This window comes from Blastococcus sp. SYSU D00695, assembly GCF_054050555.1.
On sequence record NZ_JBJGZP010000036.1, the window covers coordinates 1 to 24,698 of the forward strand.

20 protein-coding genes are annotated in these 24,698 nt (G+C 76.1%); 11 read left to right on the forward strand and 9 right to left on the reverse strand.

Annotation, left to right across the window (positions count from 1 at the left end; all coding sequences use genetic code 11):
- Positions 1-130: 130 nt before the first annotated feature.
- Positions 131-1,426 carry an acyl-CoA dehydrogenase family protein gene (locus ACI781_RS17495; RefSeq protein WP_456567401.1) on the reverse strand — a complete coding sequence of 432 codons (1,296 nt, stop codon included), beginning with the start codon at positions 1,424-1,426 and terminating at the stop codon, positions 131-133.
- Between the two features lie 176 nt (positions 1,427-1,602).
- On the opposite strand from ACI781_RS17495, the gene ACI781_RS17500 reads away from it, so the two are divergent.
- From ACI781_RS17500 to ACI781_RS17520, 5 genes are all read left to right on the forward strand, one after another.
- Positions 1,603-3,144 (forward strand): PucR family transcriptional regulator, encoded by a 1,542-nt coding sequence (locus ACI781_RS17500; RefSeq protein WP_456567402.1) that lies wholly within the window; start codon positions 1,603-1,605, stop codon positions 3,142-3,144.
- A 307-nt stretch (positions 3,145-3,451) separates the two neighbouring features.
- Positions 3,452-4,594 carry a saccharopine dehydrogenase family protein gene (locus tag ACI781_RS17505; RefSeq protein WP_456567403.1) on the forward strand — a complete coding sequence of 381 codons (1,143 nt, stop codon included), beginning with the start codon at positions 3,452-3,454 and terminating at the stop codon, positions 4,592-4,594.
- Positions 4,595-4,665: 71 nt separating this feature from the next.
- Positions 4,666-5,586, forward strand: a complete 921-nt coding sequence (locus ACI781_RS17510) for a helix-turn-helix transcriptional regulator (RefSeq protein ID WP_456567404.1) — start codon at positions 4,666-4,668, stop codon at positions 5,584-5,586.
- 205 nt (positions 5,587-5,791) lie between these two features.
- On the forward strand, positions 5,792-8,404 hold the full coding sequence (locus ACI781_RS17515) for a flavin-containing monooxygenase (protein WP_456567405.1): 2,613 nt from the start codon (positions 5,792-5,794) through the stop codon (positions 8,402-8,404).
- 83 nt (positions 8,405-8,487) lie between these two features.
- Positions 8,488-9,387 (forward strand): NAD(P)-binding domain-containing protein, encoded by a 900-nt coding sequence (locus tag ACI781_RS17520; protein WP_456567406.1) that lies wholly within the window; start codon positions 8,488-8,490, stop codon positions 9,385-9,387.
- 135 nt (positions 9,388-9,522) lie between these two features.
- Here the strand turns inward: ACI781_RS17520 and ACI781_RS17525 are convergent, their stop codons facing one another.
- From ACI781_RS17525 to ACI781_RS17540, 4 genes are read right to left on the reverse strand one after another with little or no spacing between them, the layout of a single operon-like run.
- Positions 9,523-9,888, reverse strand: coding sequence for a DUF5655 domain-containing protein (locus tag ACI781_RS17525; RefSeq protein WP_456567407.1), 366 nt, complete (start codon positions 9,886-9,888; stop codon positions 9,523-9,525).
- A 29-nt stretch (positions 9,889-9,917) separates the two neighbouring features.
- Positions 9,918-10,457: a flavodoxin family protein gene (locus tag ACI781_RS17530; protein ID WP_456567408.1), complete on the reverse strand. Its 540-nt coding sequence runs from the start codon at positions 10,455-10,457 to the stop codon at positions 9,918-9,920.
- A gap of 40 nt (positions 10,458-10,497) precedes the next feature.
- Complete coding sequence (locus ACI781_RS17535; protein ID WP_456567409.1) at positions 10,498-11,514, reverse strand: universal stress protein; 1,017 nt, start codon at positions 11,512-11,514, stop codon at positions 10,498-10,500.
- 2 nt (positions 11,515-11,516) lie between these two features.
- Positions 11,517-11,726: a DUF1918 domain-containing protein gene (locus ACI781_RS17540; protein ID WP_456567410.1), complete on the reverse strand. Its 210-nt coding sequence runs from the start codon at positions 11,724-11,726 to the stop codon at positions 11,517-11,519.
- Between the two features lie 337 nt (positions 11,727-12,063).
- Here ACI781_RS17540 and ACI781_RS17545 point away from each other — a divergent pair, with 337 nt between their 5' ends.
- Together ACI781_RS17545 and ACI781_RS17550 are read left to right on the forward strand one after the other, a co-directional pair.
- Positions 12,064-13,506: an aldehyde dehydrogenase family protein gene (locus tag ACI781_RS17545; RefSeq protein ID WP_456567411.1), complete on the forward strand. Its 1,443-nt coding sequence runs from the start codon at positions 12,064-12,066 to the stop codon at positions 13,504-13,506.
- 61 nt (positions 13,507-13,567) lie between these two features.
- The gene (locus tag ACI781_RS17550) at positions 13,568-14,905 is read left to right on the forward strand and encodes an NAD-dependent succinate-semialdehyde dehydrogenase (RefSeq protein ID WP_456567412.1); all 1,338 of its coding nucleotides are present in this window, start codon (positions 13,568-13,570) and stop codon (positions 14,903-14,905) included.
- 19 nt (positions 14,906-14,924) lie between these two features.
- Here the strand turns inward: ACI781_RS17550 and ACI781_RS17555 are convergent, their stop codons facing one another.
- Complete coding sequence (locus ACI781_RS17555) at positions 14,925-16,484, reverse strand: PucR family transcriptional regulator ligand-binding domain-containing protein (protein ID WP_456567413.1); 1,560 nt, start codon at positions 16,482-16,484, stop codon at positions 14,925-14,927.
- A 90-nt stretch (positions 16,485-16,574) separates the two neighbouring features.
- On the opposite strand from ACI781_RS17555, the gene gabT reads away from it, so the two are divergent.
- Positions 16,575-17,924 carry a 4-aminobutyrate--2-oxoglutarate transaminase gene (gene gabT, locus ACI781_RS17560; RefSeq protein ID WP_456567414.1) on the forward strand — a complete coding sequence of 450 codons (1,350 nt, stop codon included), beginning with the start codon at positions 16,575-16,577 and terminating at the stop codon, positions 17,922-17,924.
- A gap of 25 nt (positions 17,925-17,949) precedes the next feature.
- Here the strand turns inward: gabT and ACI781_RS17565 are convergent, their stop codons facing one another.
- Both ACI781_RS17565 and ACI781_RS17570 read right to left on the reverse strand, forming a co-directional pair.
- On the reverse strand, positions 17,950-18,294 hold the full coding sequence (locus ACI781_RS17565) for a LuxR family transcriptional regulator (protein ID WP_456567415.1): 345 nt from the start codon (positions 18,292-18,294) through the stop codon (positions 17,950-17,952).
- 95 nt (positions 18,295-18,389) lie between these two features.
- The gene (locus ACI781_RS17570; protein ID WP_456567416.1) at positions 18,390-19,574 is read right to left on the reverse strand and encodes a globin domain-containing protein; all 1,185 of its coding nucleotides are present in this window, start codon (positions 19,572-19,574) and stop codon (positions 18,390-18,392) included.
- A gap of 298 nt (positions 19,575-19,872) precedes the next feature.
- Between ACI781_RS17570 and ACI781_RS17575 the strand changes: the two genes are divergently transcribed.
- The 3 genes from ACI781_RS17575 to ACI781_RS17585 are packed head-to-tail and all read left to right on the forward strand — an operon-like array spanning position 19,873 to position 23,733.
- Positions 19,873-21,372: an AMP-binding protein gene (locus tag ACI781_RS17575; RefSeq protein WP_456567417.1), complete on the forward strand. Its 1,500-nt coding sequence runs from the start codon at positions 19,873-19,875 to the stop codon at positions 21,370-21,372.
- A gap of 52 nt (positions 21,373-21,424) precedes the next feature.
- Entirely contained in the window at positions 21,425-22,624 is a 1,200-nt protein-coding gene (locus tag ACI781_RS17580; RefSeq protein ID WP_456567418.1) for an acyl-CoA dehydrogenase family protein, read from the forward strand.
- Positions 22,621-23,733 (forward strand): acyl-CoA dehydrogenase family protein, encoded by a 1,113-nt coding sequence (locus ACI781_RS17585; protein WP_456567419.1) that lies wholly within the window; start codon positions 22,621-22,623, stop codon positions 23,731-23,733. The genes ACI781_RS17580 and ACI781_RS17585 overlap by 4 nt, the downstream gene beginning before the upstream one ends.
- Here the strand turns inward: ACI781_RS17585 and ACI781_RS17590 are convergent.
- A complete protein-coding gene (locus tag ACI781_RS17590; RefSeq protein ID WP_456567420.1) occupies positions 23,637-24,692 on the reverse strand; it encodes an NAD-dependent epimerase/dehydratase family protein in 1,056 nt (351 codons plus the stop codon). The two genes, ACI781_RS17585 and ACI781_RS17590, sit on opposite strands and share 97 nt — an antisense overlap.
- Positions 24,693-24,698: the final 6 nt, after the last annotated feature.

Consider the following 24,698-nt stretch of genomic DNA (forward strand, 5'->3'; position numbering starts at 1 on the left):
AATCGTTCGACACCCTAGTCCCCGGCACCCCCCGCCGGGTCCGGGGTCCCCGGGGGGGGGGGCCGCCCCCGGGGGCCGCCCCCGGGACCTCAGCGCCCGCGCGGCCTGCCGGGCCGGGCGGCGGGCCCGGTCACGGACCGGCGAAGACGCCCTCGCCGCGGGACTCCGAGCGCCCCGGGGCGGGCTCGGTGTAGCGGCCGGCCTCGTGGCGGGCGACGACGAAGTGGTGCACCTCGTCGGGCCCGTCGGCCAGGCGGAGCGTCCGCTGGCTGGTGTACATGTCGGCCAGCGGCGTCCACTGCGAGACGCCGGTGGCGCCGTGGATCTGGATGGCCTGGTCGATGATCTGGCAGACCTTCTCCGGCACCATCGCCTTCACGGCCGACACGTAGACGCGGGCCTGGGCGTTGCCCAGCACGTCCATCGCCTTGGCGGCCTTGAGGACCATGAGCTTGCAGGCGTCGAGCTCGATGCGCGCCCGCGACACCGTCTCCATGTTCTTGCCGAGGTTGAGGATCGGCTTGCCGAACGCCTCGCGGAACTTGCCGCGACGGATCATCAGCTCCAGCGCACGCTCGCCCGCGCCGATGGAGCGCATGCAGTGGTGGATGCGCCCGGGCCCGAGGCGGACCTGGCTGATCTCGAAGCCGCGGCCCTCGCCGAGGAGCATGTTGGTCACCGGGACGCGGACGTCGGTGAAGCGCAGGTGCATGTGCCCGTGCGGGGCGTCGTCCTTGCCGAACACCAGCATCGGCGCGAGCACCTCGACGCCCGGGGTGTCCATCGGCACGAGGATCTGCGACTGCTGCGCGTGCGCCGGTGCCTCCGGGTTCGTCTGGCACATGACGATCATGATCTTGCAGCGGGGGTCGCCGGCACCGGAGATGTAGTACTTCTCGCCGTTGAGGACGTACTCGTCGCCCTCGCGCACCGCCCGCAGCCGCACGTTCTTGGCGTCGGAGCTGGCGACGTCGGGCTCGGTCATCGCGAAGGCGGAGCGGATCTCGCCGTTGAGCAGCGGCTCCAGCCACTGCGCCTTCTGCTCCGGCGTCCCGACCCGCTCCAGCACCTCCATGTTGCCGGTGTCGGGCGCCGAGCAGTTCAACGCCTCCGAGCCGAGCGGGTACTTGCCGAGCTCGACGGCGATGTAGGCGTAGTCGAGGTTGGTCAGGCCGCCCACCTCGGAGTCGGGGAGGAAGAAGTTCCACAGGCCCTCGGCCTTGGCCTTGGACTTCGCCTGCTCGAGCACCTCCAGCTGCCCCGGGGCGTACGACCAGCGGTCGGCGCGGCCCTCGCCGAGCCGGAAGTACTCGTCCTGCACGGGCGCGACGACGTCCTCGAGGAACCGGACGACCCGGTCGAACAGGGGCCGGGCCCCCTCGCTCATCCGGAGGTCGAACAGCTCCGCTGGCTCGGTTCTCTGCATCAGGTGTCCCTCTCAGCTGCGGCGGCGACGGCGGGGCGGCCCCTCCGGGGACCGGGCGCGTCGCGGGAGGCGGCGCGGTCCCGGGCAGGGCAGCGCTCCGAGCGTCGCACAGCGGTGATCCGGGCCACGAACCGGATCCGGGCTGCGCGCGCCGCCGGGGCGTAGCCTCCGCGCCGATGGAGCAGCGCGAGGACCGGCGTGACCCCGGCGGGCGCAGGCTCCTCACCGTGCGCGAGCTGATCGCGATGCCCCACCTGGGCACCCGCCTGCTCGGCGGCGGCGCGGGGCTGGACCGCGAGCTCTCCTGGGCGCACACCAGCGACCTCCCGGAGCCGTGGAACTGGCTCGAGGGCGGCGAGCTGCTCCTGGTCACCGGGGTGGGCCTCCCGGAGCAGGCGGACGAGCAGGCGCGCCTGCTCGAGCAGCTGGACGCCGCCGGGGTCGCCGCCCTGAGCGTCGCCGTCAACGCGCGCGGCCGGGTGGTGACCGAGCTGATGATCGCCACCGCGGACCGCCTGGGCTTCCCGCTCCTGCAGACGGCGTACGAGGTCCCCTACGCCTGGCTCACGCGGGCCGTGGCCGACGCCGAGGGCACGCAGGCGCAGGAGATCCTCCGCGACACCGAGCGGCTCTACGGGGCGCTGCGCACGGCCACGGCAGCCGGCCGCTCGGGCGGCCTGCTCGTCGCCGACGTCGCGGCCTCGCAGGGCTGCCGCGCGCAGGTGGTGGACCCGCGCGACGGTTCCCCGGTCTGCGCCGATCCCGCGCGCCCCGTGCACGCCGACCTCGTGGCCGAGGTCGCCGGCCCGTCCACCCGCGGCGCCGGACGCGCGCGGGGCCGGGTGCGCGTGCGGTCCGGCGCCCGGCACGCCGTCGTCGTCCCGCTCGACGACGGCGGGGAGGCGCTGCTCGTCCTCGAGCACGAGGCCGGCCGGGCCCCGGGGGCGGTCGTGCTGCGGCACCTGGCGACGATCGCCGGGGCGGAGGTGGAGCGGGCCGCCCTCGAGCGCGGCCGCGAGCAGGACCGGGCCGCGCAGGTCCTCGGCCGGCTGCTGTCCGGCGAGCTCCCGCCGGAGGTGGGCGCGGTAGACGTCGCGGCGTGGGGGCTCACCGGCCCGATGCGGCTCGTGGCGACCGACGTCCCCGCACGCGACCCGGGGCTGCGCCGGCTGTTCCGCCGCCTGCGGGAGTCCGGCGTGCCCGCCGCGACGTTCGTCGACGAGCGCGCGCACCTGCTGCTGCCGGCGACGGAGGAGGCGCTGCAGGTCGTCCTCGACGCCTGCGACGACGACGTGCGGCTGGGGCTGTCGGAGGACCTGCGCGACCTCTCGCGGATCGCGCACGCCCAGCGGGAGGCGCACTGGGCGCTCGCGCTGGCGCGGACGGGCCGCGAGCGCGTCGTCCGGCACGCGGAGAACCGGCTCGCGGCGTTCCTCCCGGCGTCCCTCGGGGAGGCCGAGAGCGTCGTCGAGCGGGTCCTCGGGCCGCTGGTCGCCTACGACCGGGACAACGGGACCGAGCTCCTGCGCTCGCTGCGGGTGTTCCTCGAGCACGACCGCTCGTGGCAGAAGGCGGCGCCGGAGCTGTTCGTGCACAAGCAGACGCTGGCCTACCGGATGCGCAAGGTGGAGGAGGTGACCGGCCTGGACCTGCACTCCACCGACGACGTGGCGCAGCTGTGGCTGGCCCTGCGCACGCTGGAGCTCATCGGCCGCTGAGCCCGGCAGCTGGGGCGGCCCCGCCGGGTCCCGTCGGAGCGATGTGCGGTGACGGCGGGTCCCGGCCGCAGAACCCGCCACCACCGCACATCACCGTTTCGTCCGACCGCCGAGGCCGGCGACCCTCCGCGTGCTGTGGCGGGGAGGCCGTCGTGCGATCGGCTGAAGGAGCGCCCCGCGATCGAGCGTTTCGTCGATTGACCGGGGAACGCGCGTCTCCCTAGCGTCCGGGCACCGCGAGCGGCGTCCCCACCCGGCACGCGCGCTCGCGGTGGCACCGCCCGCCCACAGCACCCGAGGAGCCCCCGTGAGCGAACGCCGGCCGCTGGTCACCGTCCTGGGCGCGTCGGGGGCGGTCGGGTCCGCCCTCGCCGCGGACCTCGCGCAGGACGCGTCGCTGGACCTGCGGCTGGTGGACCTCGACACGGCCGCCGTCGACCACCTGGCTTCCGACCGGGTCCAGGTGGTGCGCGCGGACCTGTTCGACGACGCTGCGGCCGAGCACGTCTGCCCGGGCTCCGCGCTGCTGGTGAACTGCCTCAGCCTCGTCTTCGTCGACCGGGTCTTCGAGCTGGCGGTCCGGTACGGCATCGACTACGCGGACCTGATCTCCGAGCCGACGGAGGAGCAGCGGGCCGCGGCGGAGGCGGCGGGGATCCTGGCGGTCCCCGGCCTCGGCATGAGCCCGGGCCTGAGCAACGTCCTCGTCCGGCACGCCGCGAACGCGATGGACCTGCGCTCGGTGGAGATCCACTTCGCGATCTTCCGGTCGCCGGCCGCGAGCCGCGGTGCCCTGGACACCCTCGTCTGGGAGATCGCCGAGTACTGCCCGCAGCGCGTGGTCTTCCAGGACGGCGAACTGGTCCGCGTCGGGCCGTTCGACGGGGTGCGGCGGGTCGACTTCGGCGGCGAGCTCGGGGAGCTCGACGTGCTCGTGCGGCCACACCCGGAGCCGGTCACCCTGCCCCGGAACTTCCCCGGCTTGGAGTTCGTCGCGGTGCGCGGCACCTGGCACCCCAGGCTCGTCGCCGAGTTCGAGGTGCTCAACCGCCTGGGGCTGCTCGCCGACGAGGAGACGGTCAACGCGACCAAGGAGGCGCTCTGGCGGCGGCTGGGTGGCCGGGAGATGCCGGAGTACCTGGGCCCGCGCGGCTCGCTCATCGAGGTGCGCGGTCTCAAGGAGGGGGTCGGCATCCGGCGCACGTACCGGCCGACGTCGACCCAGGACCTGGGCTCCTACCCGCTCACCGGGCTGTGCGCCGCCGTCGGGGTCCGCCTGATGCTCGACCGCCCGGCGGACATGGTGGGGGTGCGCGAGCCGGAGCTCGTCTTCGACCCCGACGCCTACCTGGCGGGGCTCGACGCGCAGGGCGTGCTGAGCGTCGAGTGGTGGGACGTGGAGGACCGCTCGCCCGCCCAGCGCGTCGTCCCGTCCGTGCGTGTCTCCTGATGTCGGCCGCCACCCTGCCCCGCCGAGGCGGTGCGTCGCCGGCGGCAGCGCCCGGGCACAGCCGGGTCGAGGTGAGCGGCCCGCGCGAGCCGCGGCGCATCCGCGCCTGGAGCGAGGCCTACGTCAACTGCGGGATCGCCGACGCGGTGTGGATCCCCGACGAGCTCACGGAGTTCCGTGGCCGGATCCGTCGGCGGACCCTGGAGGACCTGGTCCTGGTGGACGTCGAGGCGGACCCCTTCGGGACGCGGTGGACGCGGTCCTCCGCCACCTCCGACCACGTCGGGGTGTCGGTGAACACGCGCCGTTACACCGAGCGCGTCGTGTTCGGCGACCGCCGGGAGACGGTCTCGACGTCGTCGGTGGTCGTGTGGGACCCGGCGGTGCTGGTCGAGGCGGAGGTGCTGAGCCCGATGGCGCAGACCGTCCTGCTCGTCCCCAAGTCGGCGCTGCACCTGACCCGCTCCGGCTCCGTCCACCTCCCCGAGGCCCTGGGCGAGGACGACAAGGCGGTCCTGCGCCTGCTGCGCAGCGTCGTCCTCGCCGTCGCCCGGGACGCCGACCGGTTCGGTCCCGCGGCGGCCGCGGTCGCCCGCACCACCGTCGTGGAGCTGCTGTGCAGCCTCGTCGAGGGCCGGCGGCAGTCGTCCGGGGCGGCGGTCAGCGAGGGCATGCGGATGGCGGTGTGCCGGTGGGTCGACGAGAACCTCCACCTGGGGCCGCTGACGCCGGTGCAGGCCGCCGACGAGCACGGGATCTCGCTGCGGTCGCTGCACCGGCTGTTCGCCGACCGCGGGGAGTCCTTCGCCTCGCTGGTGCGCCGACGCCGGCTCGAGGGCGCCCTCCGCGACCTGCTGCGGACCGACGACATGGTGCAGACGATCGCCGTCCGCTGGGGATACGCCGACGCCAGCCAGTTCATCACCGAGTTCAAGCGGGTCCACGGCACCCCGCCGGCCACCTACCGCAGGGCCTCCCGCGCCGCGGTGTGAGCGGCCGGCGGGCGCCGGTGACGCGCCCGGACAAGGCGGTGGCATCCGGCCCCAATCGGAGCGGGCGGCCCGGGCCCCACGATCGGCGCACCCGGTGGTCGCCGTCACAGCGTGGACGGCGGCGACCGGACCCCCGTCCCGGTGGGCGGTCGTCCGGACGACCCGGCGACCGCACGCGGGCGCCGCCACGAGCGAGGAGCAGCGCATGGCCCAGGAAACGCAGCGGGACGCCCCGCCGGAGCCGCAGGTGGACGTCGTCGTCGTGGGGGCCGGCTTCGCCGGCCTGTACCTCGTGCACCGCCTGCGCAGCGCCGGGTTCTCCGTGCGCGGCTTCGAGGCGGGCGGCGACGTCGGCGGGACCTGGTACTGGAACCGCTACCCGGGCGCCCGCTGCGACATCACCACGGCCGACTACACGTTCGGGTTCGACCCCGAGCTGGAGCGGGAGTGGACCTGGTCGGAGAAGTACGCGACGCAGCCGGAGATCCTCCGCTATCTGCAGTTCGTCGCCGACCGGTACGACCTTCGGCGCGACTTCACCTTCGACACGCGGGTCGAGGCCGCCCGGTGGGACGACGCCGCGCAGCTCTGGCGGGTCACCACCTCGTCCGGCGAGGAGGTGGTGACCCGCTTCCACGTGATGGCGTCCGGGTGCCTGTCGGTGCCGAAGGAGCCCGACATCGAGGGCGCCGGGCGCTTCCGCGGCGAGGTGTACTCCACCGGCCGGTGGCCGCACGAGGGCGTGGACCTCACCGGCAAGCGGGTCGCCGTCATCGGCACCGGGTCGTCGGGCATCCAGTCCATCCCGCTCATCGCCGAGCAGGCCGCGCAGCTGACGGTCTTCCAGCGCACGCCGAACTTCTCCGTCCCGGCGCACAACGGGCCCGTCCCGGAGTACCGCGCCAAGCAGCTGCGCGCCGACCGCGACGCCTACCGCGAGGCGGCCCGGTGGTCCACCATCGGCGTCCCGGGCCAGGTCGACGAGGTCTCCGCCGTCACCGCGTCCGAGGAGGTGCGGCGCGAGCGCTTCGAGGCGGCCTGGGCCCGCGGCGAGCTGCACGCCGTCTTCAACGTCTTCGCCGACCAGGGCACCGACCCCCGCGCCGCGGAGATCCTCGGCGATCTGGTCCGGGCGGAGATCCGGTCGATCGTCACCGATCCCGAGACCGCCGAGGCGCTGTGCCCGAAGAACTACTACTTCGGCACGAAGCGACCGTGCCTGGACTCCGGCTACTACCGGACGTTCAACCTCCCGCACGTGCGGCTGGTCGACCTGCGGACGACCCCGATCCGCACCATCACCGAGACCGGCATCGAGATCGGCGGCACCCAGGGCGGTGCGGAGACGGTCGAGGTCGACGCCATCGTCTACGCGACGGGTTTCGACGCCATGACCGGTGCGCTGGTCGCCGTCGACATCACCGGGCGCGGGGGCGTTCCGCTCGCGGAGAAGTGGGCCGACGGGCCGTCCACGTACCTCGGGCTGATGACCGGGGGCTTCCCGAACCTCTTCACGATCACCGGGCCGGGCAGCCCGTCGGTGCTGTCCAACATGGCCGTCTCCATCGAGCAACACGTCGACTGGGTGACCGACTGCCTCGTCGACCTGCGCGGCACGGGCAGGACGACGATCGAGCCCACCGCCGTCGCCGAGGAGGGCTGGAACCGGCACGTCGCCGACTGCGCGGCGATCACGCTGCACCCGACGGCGAACTCCTGGTACATGGGCGCCAACGTGCCGGGCAAGCCGCGCGTGTTCTACCCCTACATCGGGGGCGTCGGCGCCTACCGGGCGGCCTGCGACGAGGTGCGGGCCCGGGGCTACCTCGGCTTCCGGCTGACCGGGCCGGCGGGGGAGCAGTGCCACGACGGTGTCGTCCGCCGGCTGCAGCCCGACGTGGCGATGGTGCTCGACGCCATGGCGCAGCTGGACCTCCCGCCGCTGGAGTCGATGCCCCCCGCCCAGCTGCGCGAGTTCATGGCCGTGGCCGACGCGGAGCGCCCGCCGGGCCCCGACGTCGGCGAGGTCGTCGACGGCGTCCTGCCCGGTGCGGCCGGGGACCTGGCCTACCGGCTGTTCCGCCCCTCCTCGCCGGGGCCGCACCCCGTCGTCCTCTGGTTCCACGGCGGCGGCTGGGTGATCGGCGACCAGGTGTCCGACGAGCCGTTCTGCCGGGACCTGTGCGTGCGCAGCGACGCGGTGGTCGTCTCGGTGGACTACCGGCACGGGCCCGAGGCGCGCTACCCCGCTGCCGCCGAGGACGCCTGGGCCGCGCTGCAGTGGGTCGCCGGGCACGCGATCGAGCTCGGCGGCATCCCGGACGACCTGGTCGTGGCCGGGTGGAGCGCCGGGGGTGGCCTCGCCGCCGCCGTCGCCCAGCGCGCGCGGGACGAGGACGGGCCGGACCTGCGCGGCCAGCTGCTGCTCACCCCCGTCACCGACGCCGCGATGGACACCGGCTCCTACCGGGAGAACGCCGAGGGGTACGTGCTGACCGCGGCCCTCATGCGCTACTTCTGGGACCACTACTGCGACCCGGCGCAGCGGGGCGAGCCGACGGCGTCCCCGCTGCGCGGGCGGCTGGACGACCTCCCGCCGGCGATCGTGGTCACCGCCGAGTTCGACCCGCTGCGCGACGAGGGCGCCGCGTACGCCGAGGCGCTGCGGGCGGCCGGCGTGCCGGTCGAGCACGTCGCCGCCCGCGGTCACACGCACACCTCGCTGACCATGGTCGACGTCGTGCTGTCCGGCGCGCCCGTCCGCGAGGAGCTGGCCTCGCGGCTGCGGGCGCTGTTCCGCGAGCCGGCCCGCGTCTGAGCCGGGGCGTCCCGCCGCGCCGCCCTGCGCGGCGGGACGCCCCGGCACGACCACCGTCCACGACCGACCCGGAGGGCACGCACATGAGCGCGGCGTCGACCACGGTGCTGGGCACCGGACTGATGGGGACGGCCCTGGCCCGCTGCCTGCTGGCCGACGGCCGGCCGGTGACGGTCTGGAACCGGACCCCGGAGCGGGCAGCGCCGCTGGTGCAGGAGGGTGCGGTGCCGGCCGGGTCCGTCGCCGAGGCGGTCACCGCCAGCGGCACGACGATCGCCTGCGTGCGCGGGGCGGGCGACCTGCTGGAGCTGATGACGGGCCTGCCCGGGGACCTGGACCTGTCCGGGCGCACCCTCGTGGACCTGTCCAGCGGCGACGGCGCGACGGCCCGCGCGCTCGACGCCTTCATGCAGGCGCGCGGCGGGGCCTTCCTCACCGGGTCGGTCCTCGTCACCCCGGTCGCCATCGGCACGCCCGACGGGGTGGTCCACTACGCCGGTTCGGCGGCGGCGTGGGCCGCGGTGGGGGAGGAGCTCGCCGCGCTGGCGCCCCAGGGGTCGGCCTACCTGGGGCCCGACCACGACCTGCCGGGCACGCTGGACGTGGCGGTGACCGTCCCCGTGCTCGGCGTCGGGCTCGCCTCGTTCGTCGAGGGGGCCGCCTACGCCGCCGCGCGGGGCGTGGACCTGGACACCGTCCTCGCCGCCGCGGACCGGATGCTGGAGGTGCTGCGCGCGGGCATCCACGACGCGGCCGCGTCGATCGCGTCGGGCGACTACCGCACCGACCAGGCGACCCTGGACGTGTGGCGGCGGGCGGCCACCCGGTGCCGCGACGCCGTCGTGGCCGAGGGCCACCCCGCGCACCTGCTCGACGGCCTGGTCGCGGCGATGGACCACGCCGACGCCGCCGGGTACGGCAGCCGGTCCCTGGCCGGGTTGCACGCCGCCGTCCTCGGGGTCCGTGCCCCGACGGAGGACTGACCGGACGCGCGTGACACCGGCCCACGACGGAGCGGGCGCAGCGCCGTCCCACCCGCAGTGAGCCCCCTGCGCCGGCTCCGCTCGCCGACACCGGAGCACGCGGGCGGGGACGTCGGTGGCCGGGGGTGTCCGGCCTCATCCGGCGGCACCGGCGCGGTCGGCGGCCTCCCGCAGCCAGCCGGCGACCTCGTCGTCGATCTCGGCCGGGGCGCGGACCTCGAGGTGGTGCATCCAGTGGGCCGGGCCCGGCTGCACGACCTCCTTCCAGCGCGGCGAGGTGTCCCGCCGGCCGAGCACGACGGACAGGACGACGTCGGCCGCCGGCCGGCGCAGGTACTGCCCGGGCCGCCACAGGTAGGCGAACCCGCGGCGGCGCCGGAAGGCGACCTGACTGGTCGACACCCGTACCCGCACGTCGTCGACGGTCTCCAGCGCCGTCGTGACCCGGGCGAGGACGGCGACGCCGAGCGGGGAACCGGCGAAGAACCCCTCCGGGGTCACCCGCGCGACCCGCGCGGGCCGGCCGGCACTCAGCCGCGCCGGGCCGGCTGATCGGCCAGGGCCCGGGCCAGCGACGCCCCCCACTGGCGGGCGCGGTCCTCCTCGCCGGCGGCGAGGGGGCCGGTGGTGCCGGTGACGGAGAAGTGCTCGGCGGGGGAGAGGACCGCCAGGCCGTGCCCACGCAGGAGCTTCTCCTCCGTCCTGGCCGCGTGGTCCATCCGCACCAGCAGCCGGGGGTGGTCGCTGCGCGTGTCGAAGGCGGCGGCACGGGTCCCGTCGCCGGTGACCCGGACGGCGTCGAGCCACTCGTGCAGCCCGCGCGCGGTGTCGGCGATCTGTGCCCCGTGCTGTCGCACGGCCCCCTCCCGGGTCGAGGGCCGCGGCATGGAGAGCGTGTGGGTGGGGCCGCCGACGACCAGCAGGGCCACGTCGGGGCCGACCTCGTCCGGGCCCTCTGCCGCGGCGACGACGTCGACCGGCAGGCTCGCGGACAGTCCCTCGGCGATCGCGTGCGCGATCGCGCGGGCGTCACCGAAGACCGACTCGTAGACGACCAGCGCTCGGGTCACGGGGCTCACCTCTCTGCTCGGGTCACCGTCCCGGTCGAGGCTAGGAAGCGGGGCCGGGACGGGGCACGGGCGAAGGGCCCGGCCGGGAGGGCCGGAGGGCGACGGGGGACCGGGGGCGCCCGGCCCCCGGTCCGTCCGCGGACACGGCGACCCCGACCGCGGGGCGCCGGCCGGCCGGCGCGCCGGCGCCCAGGGGCACCACCGTGACGGGGCAGGTCGCGCGGTGCAGCACGGCAGAGGTCACCGACCGGAGGTGCCCGACGCGGTCCTGCCGATGGCCGACCACCAGCAGTTCCGCCGTCAGCGCGGCGGCGAGCAGGGTCGGGGCGGCCCCGCCCCGCCGGACCACGGGGTGCACGGGCACCGGCAGGACGCCGGCACGGTCGATCGCGTCGGCCAGCACCGCCTCCTCGCGCCGCTGCGCGGTGGCCGCGTCGGCCCGCGGTTCCACGGCCGAGTGCAGCAACCCGGGCACGGTCGGCCGCCAGGTGTGCACCGCGACGACGGCGCTGCCCCGGTCGGCCGCGGCCCGCAGGGCGACCGACAGCAGCGCGTCGTCGCCGTCGTCCCCGGCCAGGCCGACCACCACACCGGACGGCTCGGGGACCGACGTGGTCGGCCGCAGGGGGACGACGAGCACCGGGCACGCGGCTCGGCGGGCCAGCGTCGCCGCGGTCGACCCGAGCAGCACGTCGTCGAGGCGCCCGGCGGACGTCGTGCCGACGCAGACGAGCTGCGCGGTCACGCTCTCGGCCGCGAGCACCTCGGCGGCGGGGCCGGCCACGAGCTCCGCGGTCACCGCCAGCCCGGGGCGGTCGCGGGCGATCCGGGCCTCGAGCGCGTCCAGCACCAGCTCAGCGGCGACCCGGAGGACGGCCGCGCCGTCGAGCCCGGCGGCGGCGGGCGGACCGTGGCGGTCCACCGCGGGCAGGGCCATGACCAGCCGCAGCGCGGTGTGCCGGGTCGCGGCCTCCCGGGCGCCGGCCCGGGCGGCGGCGGAGCCGGCGCGCGAGCCGTCGACGCCCGCGACGACCGGCCGTCGGTCCGGGCCGTCCACGGCTACCGGTCCCGCGCGCCCGGCGGGGTCGCGACGACGACCGTGGCGTCGGGGCCCGGGAAGACGAGGCCGACCCGGTCGTCGTCGGTCCACCGCACCTCGTACGGCGGGCTGCCGTCGGCGTGCGGCACGCCGACGATCAGCCCCTCCCGGACGTGCGCCCCCAGGGTGCGCCCGTGCACGACCAGCCAGTTGCCGATCTCCGCCTGCATGTCCGCCTCCTGGTGTCTGTCGGCCCCGCCCGGTCGCGGACACGACGAGGCCGCGCGGGCCGGGTCCTGCCATGGCTCACGGTGGCGGCACCGGGCCGGCCACCGTGAGGGGCGGAGGCCCCCTGTGCCGGGGCCCGAGGTCCCCGCCGGCGGCCCTGCGGTCGTGGCCCGGTGGGGCCGCGTGATCCCGTCGGGCCCGGTCGGGGCGCCGGCGGGGCGCCGCGACCGTGCCGGATGGGCGCCTACCGGCGCTCGGCGTCGACGTTCCGGCACTGGAGTCGGCGTGCGGCCCTCCGGGAGAGTGGAGCAGGCCACAGTGAGGTCCCGAGGAGGACGCATGACCGCACCGACCGTCCCCTACTGGGTCGCCGGCCGGCCCGGCGCCGGCCCGGACGTCGTGGAGGTCCGCTCGCCGTTCGACGGGTCCCTCGCCGGCCGGACGACGACGGCCACCGCCGAGGACGTCGAGGCGGCCGTCGCGGCGGCCGACGCGGTCCGCGCCCGCCTGGCCGCGACGCCGGCCCACGTCCGCAGCGCGGCGCTGGACCACGTGTCCCGCCGGCTGGCCGAGCGCAGCGAGGAGGTCGCCGCGCTCGTCACCGCCGAGTCGGGCAAGCCGCTGAAGTGGGCCCGCCTGGAGGTCACCCGCGCGGTCTCGACGTTCCGCTGGGGCGCCGAGGAGGCGCGGCGGTGGTCGGGGACCCTGCAGCGCCTGGACACCGACCCGGCGGCGACCGGCCGGATGGCGCTGGTGCGGCGGGCCCCCCGCGGCCCCGTCCTCGGCATCGCCCCCTTCAACTTCCCGCTCAACCTGGTCGCGCACAAGGTCGCCCCGGCGATCGCGGTCGGCGCGCCGATCGTCCTCAAGCCCGCGCCGGCGACGCCGCTGTCGGCGCTCCTGCTGGGTGAGCTCCTCGCCGAGACCGACCTGCCGGCGGGCGCGTGGTCGGTGCTGCCGGTGCCGAACGAGGTCGCCGCCTCGCTGGTGCGCGACCCCCGGCTGCCGGTGGTCTCCTTCACCGGCTCGGTCCCGGTCGGCTGGTCGATCCGGGAGGCCGCGCCGCGCAAGCACGTGACCCTGGAGCTCGGCGGCAACGCCGCGGTCGTCGTCGCACCCGACCAGGACGACGACGCGCTGGCCTGGGCGGCGGGTCGCATCGCCACCTTCGCCATGTACCAGGCCGGCCAGTCCTGCGTCTCGGTGCAGCGCGTCCTCGCCCACCGGGACGTCGCCGCGGTCCTCACCGACCGCGTCGTCGAGGCGGTTCAGAAGCTCGCCACGGGGGACCCGACCGACGAGGCCACCGACGTCGGCCCGCTCATCGACGAGCAGGCCGCCCGCCGGGTGGAGAGCTGGGTCGACGAGGCCGTCGCCGCGGGCGCCACGGTGCTGACCGGCGGCACCCGCGAGGGCGCCTCCTACGCGCCGACGGTGCTCACCGGCGTCCCCGCCGACGCCAGGGTCGCCTGCGAGGAGGTCTTCGGCCCCGTCGTGCTGCTGGACCGGGTCGACTCCGTCGAGGAGGCCTTCGCGCGGGTCAACGACAGCCGCTTCGGCCTGCAGGCGGGGGTGTTCACCCGCGACCTGCAGCTGGCGTTCCGCGCCGCGCAGGAGCTCGAGGTCGGCGGCGTCGTCATCGGTGACGTGCCGAGCTACCGGGCCGACCAGATGCCCTACGGCGGGGTCAAGGACTCCGGGACCGGCCGGGAGGGTGTCCACTCGGCCATGCAGGACCTCACCGAGGAGCGGGTGCTGGTCCTGACCGGCATCCAGGTCTGAGCAGCGCACCCCACCCCACCGCAGGAGCACCCGACCAGCACCGCCGATGGAGAGGAAGACCATGGAGTACGCAGTCCTGGACCCCCGGACCGGGGAGACCGTCTCGACCTTCCCCGTGGCCACCGACGAGGAGATCACCCGGGCCGTGGCGGCCGCCGCCGCCGCCCACCGCGGTTGGGGCCGGACGTCGCCGGCCGACCGGGCCGCGGTCGTGCGGCGGGTGGGTGAGCTGCACATGGAGCGGGCCGACGAGCTGGCGCGGATCATCGAGCGGGAGATGGGCAAGCCGCACGCCGAGGGCGTCGGCGAGGTCGAGTACGCGGCCTCGATCTACCTGTACTACGCCGACCACGCCGAGGAGTTCCTCGCCGACGAGCCGATCGAGGTGACCTCGGGGGAGGGGACCGCCGTCGTCCGCCGGGCCTCCGTGGGCACGGTCCTCGGGATCATGCCGTGGAACTTCCCCTACTACCAGGTCGCGCGCTTCGCCGCCCCGAACCTGGTCACCGGGAACACCGTGCTGCTCAAGCACGCCCCGCAGTGCCCGGAGTCGGCGGCCGCGATCCAGCAGGTGTTCCTCGACGCCGGGGCGCCCGAGGGCGTCTACGTCAACGTCTACGCCACCAACGAGCAGGTCGAGACGATCATCGCGGCGCCGTCCGTGCGGGGGGTCTCGCTGACCGGGTCCGAGCGCGCGGGCGCGGCCGTGGCCGCCACGGCCGGACGCCACCTGAAGAAGGTGGTGCTGGAGCTCGGCGGGTCCGACCCGTTCCTCGTGCTCGGCAGCGACGACCTGGACGCGACGGCGGAGGCGGCCGTCGCGGCGCGGATGGAGAACACCGGCCAGGCCTGCAACGCGGCCAAGCGGATCATCGTCGTGGACGAGCTCTACGACGGCTTCGTCGAGGCGTTCCGGCGCAAGCTCCTGGCGGTGGGCCCGGAGGCGCCGCTGTCCTCGCCGCAGGCCGCGCAGCGCCTCGCCGAGCAGGTGGACCGCGCCGTCGCCCAGGGCGCGCAGCTGGCGGCCGAGGGAGAGCGGCGGGGCGCCTTCTTCCCGGCGGGCGTCCTCACCGACGTGCGCCCGGACAACGACGTGTACCGCGAGGAGCTCTTCGGGCCGGTCGCCCAGGTCTACCGGGTGGCCGGCGAGGAGGAGGCGGTCGAACTGGCCAACGACACCCCGTACGGGCTGGGGTCCTACGTCTTCACGACCGACCCGGAGCAGGCGCAGCGGGTCGCCGACGCGCTGGACACCGGCATGGTGTTCATCAACGGGGTCGGCGCCGAGGGGCCGGAGCTGCCCTTCGGCGGGACGAAGCGCTCGGGGTTCGGCCGCGAGCTGGGCCGGCTGGGCATGGACGAGTTCGTCAACAAGAAGCTCATCCGCACGGTCGCCTGACCTCCCCCCGGTGGCGCGCTCAGCCGGCGGGCGGGTGCAGGGCCAGCCACAGCTCGGCGCGCACGCCGGGGGAGTCGAGGTCGCGACCCAGCAGGTCGGCCACCCGCCGGATGCGCTTGCGGAGCGTGTGCCGGTGGATGCCCAGCTGCGCGGCGGCCGGCTCCCACTGCCCGTGGGCGGCCAGCCAGCCGCGCAGCGACTCGACCAGGTCGCCCGGCCCGGCCCGGTCGGCGGCGGTCAGCGGTGCCAGCGCCGCCTCGGCGAAGGCCGCGGTGGCGGCGGGGTCCAGCAGCGCGGCGATGCCGTCGCCGGCGAGGTCGCCGTAGGAGGTGGTCGCGCGGCCGGCGGCCCGGCCGTGGCCGGCCGCCTGGCGGGCCCGGCGGACGGCGGTCGCCAGCCCGTCCCAGGTCGCCGGTGGCGCGCTCCCGACGTGCGCACCGGGCACCCGGCCGGCCAGCCGGGCGGCCAGCGTGCCGGACAGCGTGCCGGTCGCCGGCACCAGCACGACCAGCGCGTCCTCGCGCTCGGCGGCGAACGCCGTCTCGCCGGCGGCCGCGGCCGCGTCGGAGGCCACGTCGACCGCGGCCGCGCGCTGCTCGGCGCTGCCCAGCACCACGAGGGCCAGGACCGGCGGGTCGGGCAGCCGTTCACCGAGGGCGTCGGTCACCGTCACCGCCGGGCCGACCTGCCCCTCCACGAGCAGCCCGAGCACCGCCGAGCGGACCGCGGACGTGCCGCCGGCGAGGGCCCGGGACTGCTCGAGCCGCAGGGTGAGCAGCAGCGCGGCCACGTGGACGACGTGCCGGTCGGCGGCGGGGAAGCCGCCCGCACGACCGACGGCGAGGAAGCCCCGGACCCGCGAGCCGGTGCCCAGCGACTGCAGCAGCACCGTCTCCCCGGGGTGGGTGAGCGAGGCGCCCGCGGGTGGGCGGGCGGTGCGCAGCCGGTCGAGCGCCCCCTCCAGCGCGGCGGCGCGGGCGCGGGCCGCCGGCGGCGCGGCCTCCCGCGGGGCGCCGGCGGCGTCCAGGAGCAGCGCCCAGCCGTCCAGGTGCCGGGCCAGCCGCTGCACCACCGCACCCGGGGCCCCCGGCGCGATCGCGGACCGGGCGAGGTCGCGCTGCACGGCGGAGGCCCGGGTGACCTCGGCGTACTCCTCGGCGGCGATCGCGCTGGCCACCGCCCGGGACAGCGCGATGAACGGCGTCTGGCGGGGGACCTCCAGCACGGCCAGCCCGTGCTCGTCCGCGGCCTCCACCAGCTCCGGGGGCACCTCGGCGTGGCTGAGGCCCGTCCCCAGGCCCAGGCCGACGACGCCGGCCCCGGCCAGCCGGCGCACGTAGTCCGCGCTCCCGGCCGGGGTGAGGGCCAGCCCGGTGGTGAGCAGCAGCTCACCGCCCTCCAGGAAGGGCGTGGGGTCGGTCAGCTCGCTGACGTGCACCCAGGACACGACGCGCTCCAGCGGCGCCCGCCGCGTGTGCACGGCCAGCGCGAGCGACCGGGTGCCCAGCAGGGTCGCGATGGTGACCGGCACGGCGACCCCCTGGACGAAGTGGACACCGAGGCGCTGACGAGGTGCCACTGCGGACGGTACCGGGGGAGGGCTCCGCCGCCCACCCTGGAGACCAGCACCTCCCCGGACCGGGGAGGCCGGCACCCCGAGGAGACCGCGATGACCGACCTGCTCACCGACCCCGGCGCCGTCGCCCAGGAGCGCCGGCTGGTCACCGAGATCCCCGGCCCGCGGTCCCGCGAGCTCGCCGCCCGGCGCTCCGCCGCGGTGACCTCGGCCGTGGGCAGCGTGCTGCCGGTGTACGTCGCGCGGGCCGGCGGCGCGGTGCTGGTCGACGTCGACGGGAACTCGCTCATCGACCTCGGCTCCGGCATCGCGGTCACCAACGTCGGCCACGCCGCGCCGCAGGTGGTGGCGGCGGTGCAGGAGCAGGTCGCGGCCTTCACTCACACCTGCTTCATGGTCGGCCCGTACGAGGGCTACGTCGCCGTGGCCGAGGAGCTCGCGCGGCTCACCCCCGGGGACCACGAGAAGCGCTCGGCGCTGTTCAACTCCGGCGCCGAGGCGGTGGAGAACGCGGTGAAGGTGGCGCGGCTGGCCACCGGCCGCTCCGCCGTCGTCGTGTTCGACCACGCCTACCACGGCCGCACGAACCTCACGATGGCGCTGACGGCGAAGAACATGCCCTACAAGAACGGCTTCGGACCCTTCGCCGGCGAGGTGTACCGGGTGCCGATGTCCTACCCCTTCCGCGACCAGCCGGGCATGACCGGGGCGCAGGCCGCGGCGCGGGCGCTGGAGCTGGTCGAGACCCAGATCGGCGCCGCCAACGTCGCCGCCGTGCTCATCGAGCCGATCCAGGGGGAGGGCGGCTTCGTCGTCCCGGCACCGGGCTTCCTCCCCGCGCTCGCCGACTGGTGCCGCGCCTCGGGTGCGGTCTTCATCGCCGACGAGGTGCAGACCGGCTTCTGCCGCACCGGCGACTGGTTCGCCGCGGAGCACGAGGACCTCGTGCCCGACCTCGTCGCCACCGCCAAGGGCATCGCCGGCGGTCTGCCGCTGGCCGGCCTCACCGGCCGCGCGGAGCTGATGGACGCCGTCCACCCCGGCGGACTCGGCGGCACCTACGGCGGCAACCCCGTGGCGTGCGCCGCGGCGCTGGCCAGCATCGCCACCATGCGCGAGCTGGACCTCAACGCCGCCGCCCGCCGGATCGAGGCCACGATGGTGCCCCGGCTCCGCGGGCTGGCCGAGCGCACCGGGGTGGTCGGGGACGTCCGCGGCCGCGGCGCCATGCTCGCCGCCGAGATCGTCGAGCCGGGGACGACGACGCCGGACCCGGGGCTGACCGCCGCGATCTCCCGGGCCTGCCACGCCGAGGGCGTCGTCGCCCTGACCGCCGGGACGCACGGCAACGTGCTGCGCTTCCTGCCCCCGCTGGTGATCGGGCAGGACCTGCTCGCCGAGGCGCTCGACGTCCTCGACGCCGCGGTCGACGCCCGGACCTGAGCCGCCCCGGGACGGCGGGGCGCGGTCAGCCCCGCGGGGGGACGGCGACGCTCAGCAGCACCACGCTGTCGTCGTCGGCCTCCAGGCTGTGCCGGCGCTGGGGGATCGGCGCGGTCTGGCCCCGCTCGAGCGTCACGACGTCGTCCCCGGCGACGAGGCGGACGCGGCCCCGGACCACCAGCAGGCCGGCCGGCCCGGGGCTGTCGTGCTCCTGCAGGGCGGCACCACCCCGCAGCGCGATGACCGTCTGCCGCAGCCCCTCCACGGGGTGGGGGAGGGTGCGGGCGGCGCGGCCGGCGGACGCCTCGACGGCCTGCCGCAGCAGCTCGTCCCCGAGCACCCCGAGGTCGACGACGTCGTTCGTGGTCATCGCGCCACTCTCCTGGGCGGCCCCCGCCGGGCGCCACCCGGGCAGGACGCGGCGGCGCCGGCACGTCGGGTGCCGGCGCCGCCGCGCCCGGCCGGTCAGGCCGTGGCGTCGGCCTGCCACAGGTCGGGTCCGAAGACCTCGTACTGGATGTCGCGGGGGGCGGTCCCGCGGTCGATCAGGGCGCTGCGGACGGCCTTGAGGAAGGGCAGCGGACCGCACAGGTAGTACACGGCGTCGGCGGGCGTCGCGACCTCGGCGACGTCCATCAGCCCGTCGTGGACGCCGTCCACCGGGAGGCTGCACTCGGCGCCGCGCTCGAACCAGACGTGGACCGTCCCGCCGGGCAGCGCGCGGACGTCGTCGAGGACCTGGCGGCGCAGCGCCCAGGAGGACTCGTCGACGTCGGCGTGCAGCAGGGTGATGTCGAGGTGGGTGCCGGCGCCGACCAGGTGGGAGAGCATGCCGGCCATCGGCGTGATGCCGATCCCGGCGCTGCAGAACACCGCCGGCCGGGAGTCGTCGAGGACGACGTCGCCGAACGGCAGGGACATGGTGACGGTGTCGCCGACGTCCACCCGGTCGTGGAACAGGTTCGACACCTCCCCGTCGGGCGTGCCGCCCCCGTGCACGCGCTTGACGGCGAACGAGCGGTGCTCGCCGTCGTCGGCCCGGGTGAGGCTGTACTGCCGCGGCTGGCGGATCCCGTCGTCCATCGGCATGCGGACCGTCACGTACTGGCCCGGCAGGGAGGTCTTGACCAGCCGGTCGTCGATGCGCCGGCAGGTGAACCGGACGACGTCGTCGGTCTCCCGGACCTTCTCCACCACCTGCCAGTCGCGCCACACCGTCTCCGGGCGGACCCCGCGGGCGCTGTAGAGCCCCCGCTCCATGTGGGTCAGCGCGAACGCCATCAGCCAGTAGACCTCGTCCCAGGCGGCGGCCACCTCGGGCGTGACGGCGTCGCCGAGCACGTCGGCGATGGCCCAGAACAGGTTGTCGTGGACCACCTGGTACTGCTCCGGGCGCAGGCCCAGGGACGCGTGCTTGTGCGCGATGCGCGACAGGAGCTGCTCGGGCAACCGGTCGGGGTGCTCGACCAGGGCGCTGGCGAAGACCGCCACCGACCCGGCGAGGGCCCGTTGCTGCGTGCCCTCGGCCTGGTTGCCCCGGTTGAACAGCCCGTCGAGCAGCTCCGGGTGCTCGCCGAACATGTGCTCGTAGAAGCGTTCGGCGATCATCCCGATGTTCTCGCCCACGACGGGCAGGGTCGCTTCGATCACCGGGCGGGATGTGGTGGAGAGCACGTGCGTGGTCCTTCCCCCTCGTCGGGTGGCGCCGTGGACGCCCCGTCGTGCCCGGCCCTTCCCCCGCAGCCGGGCCGTCAACCCGGTCGGCCGGCAGGCCCTGCCGTCGGCGCGGCTCCCCGTCCCGCGGGCCCGGCCGGTGCGGCGGGGCGCGCACCGCGAAAGCCCGGGTGAGGCCTGCGTTACAGTCCGGAACCGGTCGGGCGAGTGGTCCCGATCACGGCCCGCGGCGGCGCCGCCGTGTGCCGTCCGGCCCGTCCCGTGGAGGCTGTCCATGACCGAGGTCGCGCAGGGTCCCGTCCCGGGGGAGGCGCCCTCCCCGATCCCCATCGGGGTGCGGGTCGCCGAGCTCGCGGCCCGGTACGGCGACGCGCCCGCGGTCGTCTGCGAGGACACCACCCGCAGCTGGGACGACCTCGACCGGCGCACCAACCGGATGGCCCGCGCGCTGCTCGCCCGCGGGGTCGCCCTCGGCGACCTGGTCACCATCGGCCTGCCCAACAGCGTCGAGTTCGTCGAGGCCTGCGTCGCCTGCTGGAAGGTCGGCGCGGTGCCGCAGCCGGTGTCGGCGGCGATGCCGCCGCTGGAGCTGCAGGCCATCGTCGACCTGGCGGCCCCGCCGCTGGTCGTCGCCCGGGGGGACATCCCGCTGGATCGCCCGGTCGCCGACGTCGACGAGCTGCTGGCCGGGACCGACGACGACGGCCCGCTGCCCGTGGCCGTGTCCCCGGCGTGGAAGGCGCCCACCTCGGGCGGCAGCACCGGGCGCCCCAAGCTCATCGTGTCCGGGGTGCCCGGCGTCGTGGACCCGTTCGACACGAACTTCTGGCGGCACGAGCCCGGCGGCACGATGCTCATGCCCGGGCCGCTGTACCACAACGGCCCCTTCTCCAGCGCCATGACCGGGCTGCTGCACGGGGCGACCCTGGTGCTCATGCCCCGCTTCGACGCCGAGGGCGTGCTGCGGCTGGTCGATGAGCACCGGGCCACCTGGCTGTACCTCGTCCCGGCCATGATGAGCCGGATCTGGCGGCTGCCCGAGGAGGTGCGCGGCCGTTACGACGTCTCCTCGCTGGAGACCGTATGGCACCTGGCCGCCCCGTGCCCGCCGTGGCTCAAGGAGGCCTGGATCCACTGGGTCGGCGGCGAGGTGCTCATGGAGCTGTACGCCGGCACGGAGTCGCAGGCCGGCACGCTGATCAGCGGCACCGAGTGGCTGGCGCACCGCGGCTCGGTCGGCCGCGTGCACTACGGGGAGATGACCGTCCTCGGCCCCGACGGCGAGCCGCTGCCGCCGGGCTCGGTCGGCGAGGTGTACCTGCGCCGCGCGCCGGGCGACGCGCCGTCCTACCGGTACATCGGCGCGCAGGCGCGTACCCGCGGCGACTGGGAGTCCCTGGGCGACATCGGCTGGCTGGACGAGGACGGCTACCTGTACCTGGCCGACCGGCGGACGGACATGATCCTGGTCGGCGGCTCCAACGTGTACCCGGCCGAGGTCGAGGCGGCCCTCGACGAGCACCCGCAGGTCGCCTCCAGCGCCGTCATCGGGCTGCCCGACGAGGACCTGGGCCAGGTCGTGCACGCGATCGTGCAGCCCGCGCCCGGCCTGGACGCCGTCGACCTCGACGACCTGCGCCGGCACCTCGCGGAGCGGCTGGTCCGCTACAAGACCCCGCGCACCTTCGAGCTGGTGACCGAGCCGCTGCGCGACGACGCCGGCAAGGTCCGGCGCTCCCAGCTCCTGGCCGACCGGGTGGCCGCCCGGCAGTAGCGGCGCCCGCACGACCCCCGCCCCTCCCGCTAGACCCGTCTGGAGCCCTGGCATGACCACGACCGACCTCCGAGCCGTGGAGGAGGACCTGCGCCAGCGGGTCGACGACTTCCTCGCGGCCCACGACCCCGCGACCACCGACCGGCTGGAGTTCCTCCGCGCCCGGTACGACGCCGGCCTGGCCTGGGTCAACTTCCCGGCCGGGCACGGCGGGCTGGGCCTGCCCCGCGGGTTCCAGGCCCAGGTGGAGGCCCGGTTCGCGGCGGCCGGCGCGCCGGACAACAACCCCCGCGGCAACGGCATCGGCCTGGGGATGGCGGCTCCCACGATCCTCGCCTTCGGCACCGAGGAGCAGAAGCGGAAGTACCTGCGCCCGCTGTGGACCGGCGAGCAGATCTGGTGCCAGCTGTTCAGCGAGCCGGGGGCCGGCTCCGACCTCGCCGCCGTCAGCACCCGCGCCGTCCGCGACGGCGAGGACTGGGTGGTCAACGGCCAGAAGGTGTGGACGTCGAGCGCGCACAAGGCGCAGATGGCGATCCTGGTCGCCCGCACCAACCCCGACGTCTCCAAGCACGCGGGGCTGAGCTACTTCCTGTGCGACATGACCGCCCCCGGCGTCGACGTGCGGCCGCTGCGGCAGATCACCGGCGAGGCCGAGTTCAACGAGGTCTTCCTCACCGACGTGCACGTCCCCGACAGCCAGCGGCTCGGGGACGAGGGGCAGGGCTGGAAGGTCGCCACGGCCACGCTGAACAACGAGCGCGTGGCCATCGGCGGCGGGGGCGGCGGCCGGGAGACCGGCATGGTCGGCGTCCTCGCGCGGACCTGGCGCGAGCACCCCGAGCGCCGTGCCGCCGGCCAGCACGACCGGCTCATGCGCCTGTGGGTCGACGCCGAGGTCGCCCGCGTGACCGGTCAGCGGCTGGGGCAGAAGCTGGCCGCCGGCGAGCCGGGCCCCGAGGGGTCGGCGATGAAGCTGAGCTTCGCCCGCATCGCCCAGGAGGCCAGCGGCATGGAGCTGGAGCTGCTGGCCGACGAGGGCCTGCGGGCCGCCGACTGGACGATGAAGCGCCCCGAGCACGTGGACTTCACCGGCGGTGACGCCGCGTACCGCTACCTGCGCGCCAAGGGGAACTCGATCGAGGGCGGCACCTCCGAGATCCTGCGCAACGTCATCGCCGAGCGGGTGCTCGGACTGCCCGCCGAGCCGCGACTGGACACCGGCATCCCGTGGAAGGACCTCCCCCGATGAGCGACCTCGACCTGCTGTACACCGACGTCGAGGACGACCTCCGTGGCAGCGTGCGCGGCCTCGTCGCCGCCCGCAGCGAGCCGGGCACCGTCGCGGGGGTCTACGACGGCGACCGGTCCGTCGTGGCCCCGCTGTGGCGGTCGGTCGCCGGCGAGCTCGGCCTGGCCGGCCTGCTGGTGCCCGAGGAGCGCGGCGGCGCCGGGGCCTCGGCCCGCGAGGCCGCGGTGGTGCTCGAGGAGCTCGGCCGGGCCGTCGCGCCGGTGCCGTTCCTCACCAGCGGCGTCGTCGCCACGACCGTCCTGCTGGCCGCGCGGCCCGGGGGTGCGGCCGACGAGCTGCTGGCCGGTCTGGCCGCCGGTGAGCGGACGGCCGCCCTCGTCCTCCCGCTGTCGGCCGGCCCCGGCGAGGAGGTCGCCGTCGCCACGGTCGACGACGGCCGGGTCTCCGGGAGCGCGCGCAGCGTCGCCGGTGCGATCGAGGCCGACGTCCTGCTCGTCCCGGTCGCCACCGCCGCCGGGACGGCGGTGTACGCGGTCCCGGCCTCGGCCGCGCGCGTGGAGCCGGTCGTGTCGCTGGACATGACCCGCCAGCTCGCCGACGTGACCCTCGAGGAGGTCGCCGGTGAGGAGCTGCTCCCGGCCGGCGCCGGCGGCGACGCCGTGCGCCGCGGCCTCGAGGTGGGAGCGGCGCTGCTGGCCTCCGAGCAGTACGGCGTCGCGCAGTGGTGCCTGTCCACGACGATCGTCTACCTCAAGGACCGGCGTCAGTTCGGCCGGGTCGTCGGCGGCTACCAGGCGATCAAGCACCGGCTGGCCGACCTCTACGCCTCGGTGGAGTCGGCCGGTGCCGCGGCCCGGTACGCCGCGGCCGCGACCGCCGCGGGCGATCCCGACAGCGCGGTGGCCACCGCGGTGGCCCAGTCGTTCTGCTCGGAGGTCGCCGTCAGGGCCGCCGAGGAGGCCATCCAGTTGCACGGCGGCATCGGCATGACGTGGGAGCACCCGGCCCACCTCTACCTGAAGCGGGCCAAGGCCGACCAGATCGCGTTCGGCACCCCGGCCGCGCACCGCGCCCGGCTCGCCGAGATGGTGGACCTGCCGGCGACCTGACCGGGGCCGGCGGCGTACCACTCGGCGAGGCGGGCGAATCCCTCGTCGAGTGGTACGTGCGGTGCCCACCCGAGCGCGGCGCGCGTGCGGCGCTGGTCGAACCAGTGCGCCGTGGCGAGCTGCTCGGCGAGGAACCGGGTCAGCGGTGGGGTGGAGCGCAGACCGGTCGCCCACCACACGGTCTCGGCGACGGCTCCCGCGGCCCACGCCACCCCGAGGGGGACCAGCCTCCGCGGGGCCGGCACCCCCGCCGCCCGGCACAGGTCGGTGAGGACCTCGGCGATCGGGCGCGGCTCCCCGTTCGACACGACCAGTGCCTCGCCGTGCACGGGACCGCACGCGTCCACCGCGGCGACCAGGGCGGCGGCGGCGTTGTCCACGTAGGTGGTGTCCACCAGCGCCGCCCCGGTGCCGATGAGCACGAGCCGCCCCGCCCGGGCCCGCTCGACGATCCGCCCCACCAGCTGGGTGTCACCGGGCCCCCAGACCAGGTGCGGCCGCACGACCAGGACCGCCAGGGACGGCGAGTCGGCGGCCAGGGCGTGGAGCTCGGCGTGGGCCTTGCTCCGGGAGTAGTGCCCGCGGGCGCGCCGGGGCTCGGCGGGTCCGGCGCCCACACCCACCAGCGCCGCTCCGGCGTGGGCGACCGACGGTGACGAGACGTGGACCAGGCGGCCGACACCCTCGGCGCGGCAGGCGTCCACCACGGTGCGGGTGCCGTGCACGTTCGCCCGCTCGAACTCCGTCCACCGCCCGGTGACGTCGACCTTGGCCGCCAGGTGCACCACGGCGTCCTGACCGCGGACGGCGGCCGCGACGGCGGACGGATCGGCGACGTCCCCGAGGACCTCGGCGCAGGGCAGACCCGAGGGGCGGCGCTGGAGCACGGTCACGTCGTCCCCGCGCGCCAGCAGGCGCTCGGCCGTCGCGCGCCCGAGCATCCCGCTGGCCCCGGTCACCAGGAC